Consider the following 14,627-nt stretch of genomic DNA (forward strand, 5'->3'; position numbering starts at 1 on the left):
TTAACAATAACGGATGAGGATACTTCATATTACAGCCTATATTACCGGCGGGGCAGGAATTGCTGTGATGCGGCTTCATCAGGCGCTTTTGGAACAGGGCATCGAATCCGAAGTTCTTTGTATGCATGCCCTAAATGAAAACCTCTCACCTGGGGTATACCAAACCGATCAAAGAAGGCCATTTATGAGCCGTGTTGTCAAGAAACTGGGTATAGATAACAACACCAGAATTATCGGCGGACAAAAAGGTAAATATGAAATTTTTAGCTTTCCTTTTTCCCATTACCGATTGGAAGAGGATGACCGGGTAAAACGTGCAGACCTCATCCACCTCCACTGGATTTCTGATTTTGTGGATATACCGACATTTTTTAAAGCCATTAAAAAACCAATGGTTTGGACCGCTCACGACCTGAACCCTATACTAGGCGGTTTTCACTATGAACAGGACGTGCTTCGTAATACCAACTTCAAAGATGCAGAAGAGCTTCTCCGAAGAAAAAAGCACGAGAGCATTCGCTCATCTGGCATCAGATTTATTGCGAGCAGCACGCTAACCCTTCAAAAAATACAGCAATATCTCCCTGGGGTAGCATGCAACCTGATCCCCTGTGTACTGGATACTGCTGGTTTTAGGCGAATTGATAAGGCGATTTCCAGAGAAGCGCTTAATATGCCCGGAGATTCACTGATACTGGGAACGGGCGCTGACGATCTTGAAAACTACAGAAAGGGCTATTGGCTTTTGCTTGAGGCCATTGCAGGATTAGCACCTGAGGAGAAAAAGTTCATTACCATTTTAACTTTCGGTGCAATTAAAGCAAAAGTTAAAGCGGACAATGAGCAAACCATCAACATCATCCGTTTTGAACCCGTGCACGATAAAAGATTTCATTCATTGCTTTACAGTGCAATGGATTTTTTCATCAACCCCTCACTGGAAGAAACCTTTGGGCTTACCGGCACAGAAGCCATATTGTGCGGAACACCTCTTATTGCATCAGCAACAGGGGGAATGATTGACTATGTTGAGGTTGGTGCAAGCGGATATTTATTTGATCCCGGTGATGCCGCTGAACTGCGGAACCTGATCAGGAAAGCGATCATCTTAAAAAAAGAAAAAGCGTCGACATTTGACGGCTGCAGGGAAAGCCTTATGGAATGGTACAAACTCAACGATCCCATCAGTAAACATATTAATCTGTATAAGGAAATGTTATCTCAAAGACAAAAAAATTAATTCTTACCTGTTTTTTCCTGATAAAATCCAGCAATCAAACTGCTCAATTCTGACATACGCCTTGACCAAGTATTATCTGCAGCAATTGATAACCGATATGCCTTAGCCTCCTCGTTATCATTATTGAGGTAAAAAGAAATTGCTGCAGAAAATTCATCTGCTTGACGGCAATAGCTAACGGAATCGAATGTGAACTCCAGAAGATCCATATTAAAATCTGTTGAAACCACAGGTTTGCCAGTTCCCAAATACTCAAATAATTTAAGCGGAAAAATAGTTGCGCTCACTTCATCCTTTTTAAAGGGAACCATTGCTATATCGAATCCCTTTACCACTGCTGGCATCTCATCGTAGCGCACACTGTCGCGAAAGTAAACATTATGCATTTCTTTAAACCTGAGAGGAACAAATTCCCAGGCGGTAGGCCCAACCAGTACAAAGCTTTTATCAGGATTTATTGCTGCAACCTTGACTAACAGATCGAAATCGATACGACGTTCGATTGCTCCTAAATAACCTATAACCGGTTTGGGGATATCAGATACAGCCGGATGGATCAGCAGATCTGGCTCAAGCGCCCTTGAGGAAACGGTTAGGTCAGCTGCATTGGGGATAAAAAAAGTCTGTTTCTTCTTTTTGATTTTGTCACGGTAAAGTGCTTTACTTGTACAGATCACGAGATCACTATTGCTGATGAGCAAATCTTCGGATACAAATCCATGCCGTTCATCATAACCGGTAATAATTGGGTCTACGCAGTGATAAATCTTCAGTATCGCCTTAGAAAGCATGGTGGAAACGCCAGGATAGTGGAAATTAAATGAATTGATAAATACGAATTCATTAATACCCCTTTCAGCCATAACGCGGTTTATTCTGGCAGAAATCCTGCGTTCGTTCCATAGCAATAACCAACGATAGATACGCCCCTCTGGCAAAAAATTAATGGAGAGGAGCAATGGTAAAATCAAAATCTTTAAATTAGGAAATCCCGAATCCAGAATTCCTTTGGCCCCTTTCCTGAAATGAGGAAGCCTTAAGGCAATATCTGATTGTTGATTTTTCTTGAAGTAGTCTTTAAGCGTATAGGGAAAATCGACATAATATACCTCATTGTTTTCTGCCAAAAATTTAGCGGTATGATAACTGGTGGATTCAAATTTCCAATCAAACCTGGTGGCACCCAGTATTACAATTACCTTATTCTTCAGTTCCATAGTCTTAATGCTTCACAAAAATGATTACCTTTTCCAAATAGCGGATATCCTTTGCGCAACCTTTGAAGGCCAGTTTTTATCCATGAAAGGCTTTTCAAAACCTAGAAAAAATACAGCGCTCAAGGCCAACACCACTGGAATAAAAAGGACCAGCTGCAAGAGCAGATTGATGGTGTAATCATGTGTGAAGGTGAGGTATTTGCTAAAACGAATAAAAAACTCGGCAAAGGGAAGATGAATAAGGTATATGGTATAACACATCCCCCCAATAGCCATTACCCACCTATTGGTAACCAGGCGGTTAATGAGATTTCCTTTAAATGCAGCAATAAAAAAAACAAAAAGACAGATCACTACGGCCACTCTGTTAATGAACTCGAAACCCCAACTCCATAAACCAATAAGCCCTATAATGGAAAGTAAGGCTACAATATCATAAATCTTACCTTTCTTGATTGAAGCCCAATCACAGAGATAAAGGTCTGCCAGCATAAAACCGATCAGAAAATAATGAAGATGGCCGAGGATAGAGAGACTGAACGGTGGCAGATACCACTTAAAGTACTGCTGCAACAACATCAACACCAAAATAAAGCCGATATTCAGTCCTCGTCTGAGACCCTTTTTTGGTATTTTAAAGAAAAAATAGGAAAGAAAAGGCGCAAGAATATAAAACTGGATTTCGATTTCGAGGGTCCAGGTTGGAGGATTGAAAGGCGACCAAACACCATAAAAAATAGCATGGGTATAGGTAATATTGGCAAAATAATGCGGGAGATATTCAAAAAAAGAGACATGGCGCTGAAACACATAAACCAGAAAGAAAATACTGATCCAGAAAATGTAAGGCGGTTCAAGCCGCGTCAGCCTTCTCCAGAAATATTCACCGATACTGATTTTTTTTCCGCTGGCCAGATGGTATGAGGCAAATGGAAGTGCCAAAATAAACCCACTGATGACAAAAAAGATGTAAACACCCAAAAAGCCCCTATAGGCCAAAAAATAAGCAAACGTATCTTCTTTGGGATGCATAAAGTCAATAGCGGTATTCCGCTCAAAACGCTCATTCAAATGCTGTATGAGCACTGGAAGGATCGCAAAAAACCTAAGCCCGTCAATCTCGCTGATGAGTTTCCTTCCTGACGTGACCCTGGCCAGTTTATCGGGTATTGATTGCAGAAATTTATACATTACGCTTACTTTTCTTATATCCTTTGATAAAACCAAATACAAAAAATACGATTGCTGGTATGACCAGGAGTCCTAGTGGCATATTGAAATTAGTTATTTTTTGGGAATTCTATTTTTTTTTCCATCCAGACTATTAGCCATCAATACAAATGACCATGACATGTAGAGAATGATCACTGATGGGAAACCATTCATCACTTCATTGCCATAACTACAGAAAAACAGACCGGCGGTACCGGATGTTAGCGCAATGCATTTCACTTTGAGTCCCTTATCCTGAATGTTCCAAACCGTTCCGCAGCACCTTCCAATCAAATACATAATCAATGAAAACCATATTACAAGCCCCACGGGGCCATACATTACCCAGATTTTAACCCAATAACTATCTGGAGGAATATTTGATAAATATTTTTCTGAATTAAATTTGATCCCATTTAATCCAATACTTCCCACCCCTGCACCAAAGGGTTTGTTCTTCATTAATTCTTTCAGTTTTGCCTGGTTGATCAGCCTGGCATTAAAAGAATCATTGTCGGGATCAACTGCAGTACGCAACCTTACAATCTGGTAATTTCCGCTCCCAATAGTGGTGTATTTAAGAAAACCAATCATCGCTAGGACAAGTAAAAGCCCCGAAAAAAGCACCTTAAAGTTTTTACTTAAAAAAATGGCAAAGATGCTGGCCACCACAAATGCGAAAAAGGCGCCCCTGGTGCCCGAAATTAGCATTCCGTAAAAGAGTATTATTCCGGAAATCCATAGTAAAATCTTTTTCCATTTTTTAAAAGGACCTAAGGCCATTACTATTGTTATTGCCGACAATGCGGCCTGGGAAGCACCAAACTGGCCTGCATCGGTATAAAATGAAAATACCCGGAGCCTGCCATCAATAATATGTGTGGTTGCACCTCCTTCGTCAAGCCAGCGCTGCTCGCCGGCAGAAACCCCTATATGATATTGTTTAATTCCGTAAAGTGTACCTAAAACAGATAGGGAGATGATCATGATAAAAAAAAGATCAAGGTCGCGTTTACTCTTAAACAATAGGAAACCAATGGGGGCGATTAACAACCAGTTAAAGGCTGTAAAACGTACTTCATTTAACCAGCCCAGTAAACTGGCCCCTTCAGGATTGACCAATTCCAGGATGTTAATTGAAAACCAGATGAGCGCGATGAAAATATGATCATTATTAATTTCCTTCCAATCGATTTTTTTATAGTTTACCAGCAGCGACAGCCAGGTAACGCCGAGCAGCACTTCCATGAGGGGGCCAAAAGGTAATCCCGTATTTTTCAGCAAGCCCGCAATAAAAAAACAGTATACCAGATAAACGAGAAAACCAACCTTTGGATTGGAAAATAAGGCAATTGTAAATACAATGCCACCCGCAAAAAGCAGTGCAAAAAAAACGGCATAATACTCCAGCTTAACGGTGAGCAAAGCGGAACCTACAGCAAATGAAAGCATTGCAGCAAGAATGAGCAGCTTTTTTTTCATCTCATATGACAGGTTGGACCACATCATTTGCTGTCATTTTTGAGGCTGTGCCTGGTTGCCACATTTGATTTGCTGGAGAAGACAGATTTGGCTAGAGAAACAAATTGATAAAATATAAACTGAGGAACAAAAACCAGCGCCCTACGAATTCTTTTATCGGTTGTTGTACTTAAAACCGGAATCAAAAAGCTGATTACGTAAATGATCAGAGAAACGAAAATGACCAGTGCCAAAAGCTGACTGGTAAATAGGCTGATGACCATTAATACAACAGCCAGGGATAAGAATATAAACAGTGGGGGCCTTAACAGCACAATACCAAAGATAAACTGATTGATATTGGTACGCACTATTCCTTGATAGAGAATTGAGAAGCCAAACTTAAAATATTTAAACCAGGTGGCGATCCAACGCGATCGCTGGCTTACCAGCTGCTTTGAAGCGGAGGTTTTCTGATCATAAACAATGGCGTCTTCCGCAAAGGCAATTCTTTCACCGCTAGCAATCAAACGGGCCTGAAGTACTTTATCAAATCCGGCGCCCTTAATATCAATATCTTTTAGCATATTGACATAGAGCTGTAGATCGAATGCCATGCCTGAGCCGGCAAGTGTTGCAGATGAACCAAGATCATAGATCAACCTTCCATCATAAAAGTGGTAATAAATATCGCGTGCCGCATCCAGACATGCAATTGTAGTGTCGAGGTTCTTGGCCGACCTAAGCCCCTGTACGGCCTGGAAACCCAGTTCAAAGTACTTGTTTAATCCATTTATCAACTGCGGATGGGCGAGGTTATCGCTATCCATAATCAGTATGGCCTGATGTTGACGCCTGAAATGTTTAATGGCATAAAAGTGAGATGCCGTATTGCTGGCCAAAATATTTTCAGGAAACAAAACTTCAACACGATCATCGGTAAACATAAGTGCCTCTGACGGTTTACAGTTATCCGCAACCACATAGATATGAAAATTGGCATAATCCATATTCAAAAGGGATTTAACGGCATCAGCTACGAAATCTACCTGCTCATAAGCGGTTAAGATAATTCCATAATCCCTAGGATTTGATGCTGAAAGGACAGATTTTGCCGGTTTGACCGAGAACTTCCAACATAAAAACAGAACCATTGGAAAAACAAGATGGAAACAAATGATGATTCCCAGCATGTATAATATCCAATGTCCTATTACAAATGCGTCCATTATCCTTTTGTCTTAAAAAACTCCAGCTCACCCGAACCCATTTCGGCCATATTAAGTATCCACCCCCTAAAAATCCCTGTTTCTTTAAGCATAGCAAGATATGCTTTTTTGTCATCATTGATCGATTCTCCTGATTTGAATACCGCTATGGCATCATTGGTAAAAGAAAGCCATTCCCGCACCAGGCTACTGCCATTAATGGCGGCTACATCAATAATAATCAGGTCGTAAATTCTTTTTGCCTCGTCCAGTTGTTCATTAATCTGCTGCGCGCTGGCAAGTTCCAGAAGAGATCCATCTTTCCCCCGATTGCTTAGCACAGCGGTTGCTTCTTGCTGTGTCTGTTGGCCAGCTTGTTCCTTTCCTTGCAGAAAATCTTCTACAAATTGTCCCTTCACATGATCCTGACTTAGCGACGGATGGGTAAAATTCCCATCTATCAATAATACTTTTCTATTTGTTTTTTCCCATGACCTTGCCAAACATCTGGCAAAAAAGCTTTTCCCTTCGGAAGGGCCAAAGCTGGAAATGACGATTACCTTATCTTGCATCGCCGATTCCAGCTCATATCGGATCGAACGTATGCTGGCCCAAAAATCATGATAGGCCGGATCCTCCCAGGAGCTTTTCAGCGCTTCAAGTGGAGCAGGGAGCTTGGGTATTGTTCCAAGTACGGGTACTGAAGTTTGGGAAGCCAGTGTTTTTGCATCAAGTATCCGGCTGTCCATAATGAAAATTACAAATAAGGCCAGAATACAGAAAACGAGGCTCACAACAGCGCTGAGCACAATCAACGAAAATTTCTTTGACGGCTGCGCGAGGCCGCCAACCCCCAGCTGGACGATATTCATTTTAGATTCAACTCCAGATTCCAGGTTACTCTGATTATATTTGTTCAAGATATCCAGATACTCTTTACTGGCAATATCAACACTCATTTCTAAGGTCTGTACCTCGGCTTCCTGTGGAACTAAATTTTCAAAATCCCGGGTCAGCGAATTAATTTTATTTTCCAGAGAATTTATTCCATAACGGGATATATCCATCTGTATTTCCAGATTGATTTTTTGATTGACCAGCTCTTGTTTAGCATTTAGGGGATTGTTGATGTACTGGTCTGAAGATTTATTGATCTGTTCACTCAGCTGATTTCTAAGCGAATCATAACTTCTTTTATATCTTTCGTCCAGATCGTTTTTGAGGTAGAGGTCGTAAAGGCTACTTAGTTCTGCTTTCGTTTCCACCAAACCCTGGTTTACCCTGGAGAGCCTGGATTCGATATAGCTCCGCTCTTTGGGATTAAACTTTGCATCAATCTCGTTAAGCGCACCCGCATATGAAGCGGTCTTTTCAACAGCTTCCTGTTTTTTGGTATCATAGTCTAAAATCAGGGAATATAACTGCTTAGACTGTTCTGTGAGGTTTAAGACCTTATTTCTGATCTTATAATTCTTCAATCTGGCCATTCTGGCTGCAAGGGTATCCGTTTTTTCAGTGAGCATATTCCTCAAAAAATTATTTGCCTTGCCTTGCGAAGCTTTAGTGAGCGAAGTATAACCTTTGATAAATTCTGCAGAAAGCGTATTTACAATGTAGGCCGCCAGCTCGGGGCTTTCCGCTTCAGATTGTACGGTGATGAAATCACTTTCGCCGGATCGGAATACTGATATTTTGTTTTTAAGTGCGTCAGGATCATAATTCATTGATTTGAGTACCCTTAAAAGCCCATCCTCGTCCGGAATGTTAATATCCAATTCCTCGTTCTTTTCATATTTTTTACGGTATACCTCAATGGCATGGGTAACGGCGTCTTTATTCAGCGTTTCAACAAGGTCACTTTTAGGTTTAAAAGGTTTATTTGAGGTTAGATCGTGTATGATCAGTAAGTAGGATACTTGATTGAGCACCCTTTTCATCCGGATCATTTCAATAAGATTACTAAATTGCTGACGAACCTGCTCACCTTGAACCGCCTCAATAATTACTGACTGTTGCTGAGTTTCATCCACAATCCCTGTTGAAATCTGTGCCTGGGAGATATACGAACTCTTAAGGTTACGCACCAAAAATGTAGTGATGATAATGGTAATCAAAGGGACCAATACCAGTGCCAGACGAAAGCGTTTGACAAATTTTAAAAATTTATATCCTTCAGCCATTATTTTATTTCTTCCAACTTTTTGACTGTTAATTCTTCGAGTGAAATTTTTGCGTTGAGGTAGCTCGCCTCCATTTGGAGCTTGGCCTGCAGCGCATTGCTTAATGAATTAGAAGCGCTGTTGTATTCTGCAAAGGTTACCTCAGCTTTTTGGTACTTGATTTTCATGTTCTCGAAATTACTTTGTGCCGTAAGGTACATGTCGTTAATTGGCGCCAGTGATTTTTGAAACTGAAGAAGTGTAACATATCTGGATTTTACCTGTGCCTCTAACTGAAGAAAATATTCTGCCTGATTAGACTGGGCAATCTTTAACTGTTCTTTTGCTTTTTTGATCTGACTTGGTTTGGTTAGCAGAGAGCCTGGATTAATGGAAATGCCGAACTGATATCCTGTAAGCAGATCAGCGGTCTGTAAATCTACCACAGTATTGGCTGTTGCCTGGTTTGACCGCGCAACATATTGAAAGGATAAGGGTTCCAGCCATGAAAGTCGTGCTCCGGAAAGATCGCTTTTAGCTACATTAATTTGATTACTAAGAGACCCCACCCTCGGATAGTTGGCTTTTGCCGCCGCAACAAGTTTCTCCATGTATAAATAAGAAACTTCACTTAAAATACTTTCTTGAGCGAGAACGCTGTTTAACTTAAGCAAGGTGCAGATAAAAAGCACCATTAACGGCTTGAGTTGGTTTCTAATCATAAAACGATTGCAGTGTAAGGGTCAAATATATGGTTATGATTTAAATTATGCTAATATTGTAAAGATAACCATAATTAAGATTTGTAATGAAATCACTCTTAAAAGTAGTAAAGGAGAATGAAAAACTAAAAAAAATCGTGCATTGGATGATGATCCCGAGCGGAGAGGCCCGTCCAAGAACATGGGTAAGCCTTTTTTTAAACCCTTTCTTTCATAAAAAAGGTAAAAATAGCCGCATCAGATCAAGAACACGGCTGGATGTTTTACCGTTTAACAGTTTCGAAATGGGCGATGACGCGATCATAGAGGATTTTTGTACCATTAATAATGGAGTTGGAGCTGTATACATTGGAAACAGAACACTTATTGGAATGAGTAATGTGGTTATAGGACCAGTAAATATTGGCGACGATGTGATTATTGCCCAAAATGTGGTGATCAGCGGCCTTAACCATGCCTATCAGGATGTTAATCTTCCCATCTCTAAACAACCGGTAACTACCTCCCAGGTTAAAATCGGTAATGGTAGCTGGATCGCGGCGAACGCGGTTATAACAGCAGGAGTTACGATAGGAACACATGTAGTCATTGCAGCAGGTGCAGTGGTTACCAAAGACGTTCCGGATTTTTGTGTAGCAGCCGGTAATCCTGCAAAAGTGATCAAGAAATATGAGCCAAAAACTGGATTATGGTCTAAAACAAGTTGAGCTATCCGGCCAGTTACATCACCCGAACCCTAGTTTGCCGAAAATCAACGGCTTGCAAGCATTTATTGACTTGAGAAATATCAATATTTTGATGAAATATTTAATACTATGAAAATTTGCTTTTAACTTTGCAAGTTAAAGACCAACAAACTATTAATCCAAGTTTATGATAAAAATGTTACGTTTTCAGATAATCGTCGTGTTGTCTCTATGTATCTTTAAAAGCGCTTTTGCCCAGTTTCCTTATGTAGAAAGTTTCCGTTACTCCACCTCGCAGGGAATCATCTTTGGCGGTGCTCCATCTGCTTTTTTAACCGCTGCCGGTAGTGCTTACAATATGGGTACCTCGAGCCATACAGGCACGCCTTTGGATGCGAATGGAAATGGGTACCTAAGGCTGACAAGCAATGTTCAAAATCAGAAAGGCTATGTCATCAATACCACCAACTTTCCTTCGGGTAATGGTCTTAAAGTTGCTTTTGAGTATTATATATACGGTGGAACAGGCGCGGATGGAATCAGTTTTTTTCTTTTTGATGCAAACGCAAATCCATTTGTTATCGGTGGATTTGGTGGCTCTCTTGGATATGCACAGATCACCACCACTACCCCAATCTCTCCCGGGGTGAGTAATGGTTACCTGGCCATCGGACTTGACGAATATGGAAATTTTTCCAATCCAACTGAAGGCAGGCAGGGAGGCATAGGCTTTAAGCCTGGCTCAATAACCCTTCGGGGCAGGGGAAATGGGGCGGCATTAACCTCAGGTAATTATACTTATCTAACCAGTGCAGACCTGAATCAATTCGGTTTCCCCCTTGTAGGAGATGGCGGGCAACGTCAGCCTGATTCTACCAATACAGGATATAGAAGAGTTTATATGGATCTTGCTCCGCAACCTGCAGGAGGCTTTAATGTAACGGTGAGGGTTACCCGTGGAGGAGCAAAACCAATTACTACAACGGTGATCAATAACTTCTATTACGCTGAGGCTGCTCCGGATAACCTGCGTTATGGCTTCGCTTCTTCTACCGGCGACCTGACGAACTTTCACGAGATCAGACAAGTAACTATTGATGCGCATAACCAGACGGGCTTAACAAATCCACTGGCTAAAAATGATGCTTTAACGCTATGCCAGGGAAACCAGGCCGTGGTAGACGTAACCGCTAATGATACGACAACGAACTCTGGTGCGGTATTAAATAAATCAACAATTGACCTTGACCCTAACCAAAATGGAATACAGACTAGTTATACCGTTTCCGGCAAAGGAACTTTTTCCGTAAATTCGGAAGGGAATGTGCAGTTTATACCTGAACAGAACCTCTTTGGCACGGTTTCCGGATCTTACACCGTAAAAGATTCGTATGGAAGAACATCTAACCCGGCAACCATTTCATTAACCTATGTTGCTGCGCCAAGTCAGCCAGATGCCGGGGTGGACCAGCTGCTTAATATTTCTACTTCTACTACAACCTATACGCTGCAGGGCAATAGTACTGGCACCAACAGTGGATTATGGACACAGTCGTCAGGACCAACCGGCGCATCGATAGTAAATCCTCAACAGCCAAATGCAATTGTAAACAACTTGACTGGAGGCATTTATACATTTAAATGGACACTTACTTCTCCAGGAGGATGTCAGCTTTCAGATGAGGTTCAGCTTATTGTAAACCGCATACCTGTAGCTGTTAATGATACCGTAACGACTAGTAAGGATACTAATGTACCCATCAGCATACTTAGCAATGATACTGATGCGGACGGTAATTACACCATCAACCCTTCATCCATCAGCATCAAAAGTCAACCTTTACACGGCACACTTGTTGTTGATCCTGTAAGCGGAATTGTAACTTACAGGCCTGCAGCCAATTACAGCGGATATGATTCATTTGTATATACCATAAAAGATAATTATGGTGCAGAATCTAATACGGCAATCGTCAACATTGCTGTAAATATCAAGCCGGTTGGTGCGGCGGATATTGCCAATACAGCGGCTGATGTGCCTGTAACTATCCATGTACTGGATAATGACCCTGGTAAAGCAGGATCAATTGTTATCAAAAAAACAGATCCACTAAAAGGCACTGTTGTACTTAACCCTGATGGAACATTTACCTACTCACCTAATGCCGGCTTCAGTGGAAAAGACAGCTTTACTTACATCTTGCAAAATAAAGATGGTTTACAATCTGATCCGATCACAGTAACGGTTAACGTGAAACCTTTAGGCAATCCTGATGCAGCCTTTACTGTTACAGGAAATCCCATCACCATAGCGGTGAAAGATAATGACCCCTCCAAAACGGGTACTACGGTCTCTTTACAACTTCCTCCAACAAATGGTACGGTAAGTTTTGATGCCACAGGAAACCCTATTTACACGCCAAATCCGGGTTTCTCAGGAAAAGATAATTTTACCTACACCCTAAAGACTGCCGATGGAGTTTCTTCCGATCCCATCAGTGTAACGGTTTCTGTTAAACCTTTAGGTTCTCCGGATGCCTATACTACTCCTTTTAACCAGTCGATTGAAATTCCTGTAAAAGATAATGATCTTGGTAAAAACGGCACTAGCGTGGTATGGGTAACAGCTCCTAAGAATGGCACTGTAAGCATCAGCACGACCACTGGACTACCTGTTTATACCCCTAATGCAGGCTTTAGCGGACAAGATGTTTTCACCTATATTTTAAGGACCAGTGACGGCATTGATTCAGAGCCAATAACTGTAACAGTAACTGTAAGCCCGGCAATCATCATCACGGCACCTGATATCAGTGTGGAAACACCGGTAAATGGTCCAAAATTAATCAACATTCCTATACCTACAGGCGGAAAGATTACCATCACCAATCCACCTAAAAATGGTACAATAACTTATGATCCGACCACTGGACAGCCGATCTACACCCCTAACCCGGGTTATTCCGGCCCTGATGAGCTCACCTATATTATTATAGATAAGAACGGTACTCCATCTACTCCAGGTAAGGTTACGATTACGGTACTTATTCCGGCCAAAATTGGATTGGCCAAGCGTTTAAAATCAGCGCCCGTTCGAAATCAGGACGGAAGCTATAGTGTTAGCTATTCATTTGTGATCACCAACTTTGGCCAGATAGCCATAAAAGATATCAGTGTAACGGACGATCTGTTTGCCACGTTTAGGGGAAATACCTTTGAAGTACTAAAAATCAGTGCAACAGGTGGATTAACTGCAAATACCAGCTTCAACGGGTCATCTAATAAAAATATGCTTACAGGGAGCAATACCTTAGCTAAATCAGCTTCTGGCACCATTGATATTGACGTTAAGGTATCACTTGATCGGTACGACGGAAGTTTCAGTAACCAGGCTACTGCTGAAGGCTTTTCAGTAAGCGATAACAGTAAAACTACGGATGTATCAACCGATGGGACTAAACCAGATCCCATTACCGCAGGAGATGTCAGCCCATCGCAGCCAACAGTTGTTAACCTGATCAAGGAAGATCTTTTCATCCCAGGAGGATTTTCTCCAAATAATGATGGCATCAACGATTATTTTGTGGTAGGCAATACCAATGGAAAAAAAATCAATCTTGACATTTTCAACCGCTGGGGAAATCTGATCTACCGCTCAAAAAGCTATCAGAACGACTGGAATGGAAAAACAACTGAAGGTATCCATGTGGGAGAAGAAGTTCCGGCAGGAACCTATTATTATATTTTGACTATTGATGGCACAGACAGACGTGTAGGCTATATTACAATTAACAGATAAGATGAAAAGATATATTATAATTTTAATACTGTCACTACTTTTTACTAAAAGTTGGGCCCAGCAGGATGCCATGTATACGCAGTATATGTTCAACACACTTGCCATAAATCCTGCCTATGCCGGAAGCAGGAACCTGGTATCAGCAACTGCACTTTACCGTAACCAGTGGACAGGAATTGAGGGAGCGCCCAGAACCGGGACCTTTACTATAGATGCGCCCATATTAAATAAAAGATTTGGTGTGGGTTTACAGGTTTTTAGCGATAAACTAGGTGTTACGCAAACTACGGGTGGTTCTGCAAGCGCAGCATACCGGATTAGAATGGAAAAAGGAAGTCTGAGCTTTGGCTTACAAGGTTCTATTAGCCATTATAGTGCACGACTTAGCAGCGTTTTATTAAATTCAAATCCTGGCTATGATCCTGCGTTTATGAATGATGCGAGTAAAACACTTTTTAACTTCGGAACGGGGATATATTACAACTCAGACAAATTTTACCTTGGTATAGCTGCACAAGATTTGCTTGGTAATAGCCTGAACAATACCTCCAGCGGCAACAACCTACAGGCCAGGCAGGTTCCACATCTTTTTGTTACTGCAGGTTATGTTTTCCCACTGGCTGAGGACTTTAAGCTGAAACCCTCATTCTTGATCAAAGGGGTAAAAGGTGCTCCTTTAGAAGCTGATCTTAATGCAGCGCTATGGATTAAAAATACATTGGCCATTGGAGCGGGTTACAGGACAAATGCAGACATCAGTGCGCTGCTCGAGGTGCAGGTTAGCCCTCAGATCCGTATTGGCTACAGCTACGACAGAAGCACCACTGAATTGCAAAACTTCAATTCAGGCAGTCATGAGATTATGCTGAGATACGAATTTGGGTTTGAAAAAAACAAAATATTATCACCAAGATTTTTCTAAG

At 41.4% G+C, this 14,627-nt stretch carries 10 protein-coding genes; 4 read left to right on the top strand and 6 right to left on the bottom strand.

Annotated elements, in window-relative coordinates; all coding sequences use genetic code 11:
- Nucleotides 1-13 precede the first annotated feature (13 nt).
- Nucleotides 14-1,240, top strand: coding sequence for a glycosyltransferase (locus PGN18_RS09555; protein WP_335319241.1), 1,227 nt, complete (start codon nucleotides 14-16; stop codon nucleotides 1,238-1,240).
- Here the strand turns inward: PGN18_RS09555 and PGN18_RS09560 are convergent.
- The 6 genes from PGN18_RS09560 to PGN18_RS09585 form a co-directional block, all read right to left on the bottom strand.
- Nucleotides 1,237-2,457 (bottom strand): glycosyltransferase family protein, encoded by a 1,221-nt coding sequence (locus tag PGN18_RS09560; protein ID WP_335319243.1) that lies wholly within the window; start codon nucleotides 2,455-2,457, stop codon nucleotides 1,237-1,239. The two genes, PGN18_RS09555 and PGN18_RS09560, sit on opposite strands and share 4 nt — an antisense overlap.
- Nucleotides 2,458-2,481: 24 nt before the next feature.
- Nucleotides 2,482-3,648 (bottom strand): acyltransferase family protein, encoded by a 1,167-nt coding sequence (locus PGN18_RS09565; RefSeq protein ID WP_335319245.1) that lies wholly within the window; start codon nucleotides 3,646-3,648, stop codon nucleotides 2,482-2,484.
- Between the two features lie 93 nt (nucleotides 3,649-3,741).
- The gene (locus tag PGN18_RS09570) at nucleotides 3,742-5,151 is read right to left on the bottom strand and encodes an O-antigen ligase family protein (RefSeq protein WP_335319247.1); all 1,410 of its coding nucleotides are present in this window, start codon (nucleotides 5,149-5,151) and stop codon (nucleotides 3,742-3,744) included.
- Between the two features lie 23 nt (nucleotides 5,152-5,174).
- Nucleotides 5,175-6,359 carry a glycosyltransferase gene (locus PGN18_RS09575; RefSeq protein ID WP_335319249.1) on the bottom strand — a complete coding sequence of 395 codons (1,185 nt, stop codon included), beginning with the start codon at nucleotides 6,357-6,359 and terminating at the stop codon, nucleotides 5,175-5,177.
- A complete protein-coding gene (locus PGN18_RS09580; protein WP_335319251.1) occupies nucleotides 6,359-8,518 on the bottom strand; it encodes a GumC family protein in 2,160 nt (719 codons plus the stop codon). Before PGN18_RS09580 ends, PGN18_RS09575 begins: the two co-directional genes overlap by 1 nt.
- Nucleotides 8,518-9,219: a TolC family protein gene (locus tag PGN18_RS09585; RefSeq protein WP_335319253.1), complete on the bottom strand. Its 702-nt coding sequence runs from the start codon at nucleotides 9,217-9,219 to the stop codon at nucleotides 8,518-8,520. The genes PGN18_RS09580 and PGN18_RS09585 overlap by 1 nt, the downstream gene beginning before the upstream one ends.
- 86 nt (nucleotides 9,220-9,305) lie before the next feature.
- Here PGN18_RS09585 and PGN18_RS09590 point away from each other — a divergent pair, with 86 nt between their 5' ends.
- From PGN18_RS09590 to PGN18_RS09600, 3 genes are all read left to right on the top strand, one after another.
- Nucleotides 9,306-9,926 (top strand): acyltransferase, encoded by a 621-nt coding sequence (locus tag PGN18_RS09590; RefSeq protein WP_335319256.1) that lies wholly within the window; start codon nucleotides 9,306-9,308, stop codon nucleotides 9,924-9,926.
- Nucleotides 9,927-10,092: 166 nt separating this feature from the next.
- Entirely contained in the window at nucleotides 10,093-13,704 is a 3,612-nt protein-coding gene (locus PGN18_RS09595) for an Ig-like domain-containing protein (protein ID WP_335319258.1), read from the top strand.
- Nucleotide 13,705: 1 nt separating this feature from the next.
- The gene (locus PGN18_RS09600) at nucleotides 13,706-14,626 is read left to right on the top strand and encodes a PorP/SprF family type IX secretion system membrane protein (RefSeq protein ID WP_335319260.1); all 921 of its coding nucleotides are present in this window, start codon (nucleotides 13,706-13,708) and stop codon (nucleotides 14,624-14,626) included.
- Nucleotide 14,627: the final 1 nt, after the last annotated feature.

The sequence above is a fragment of the Pedobacter terrae genome, assembly GCF_036946585.1.
GTDB lineage: Bacteria > Bacteroidota > Bacteroidia > Sphingobacteriales > Sphingobacteriaceae > Pedobacter > Pedobacter terrae_C.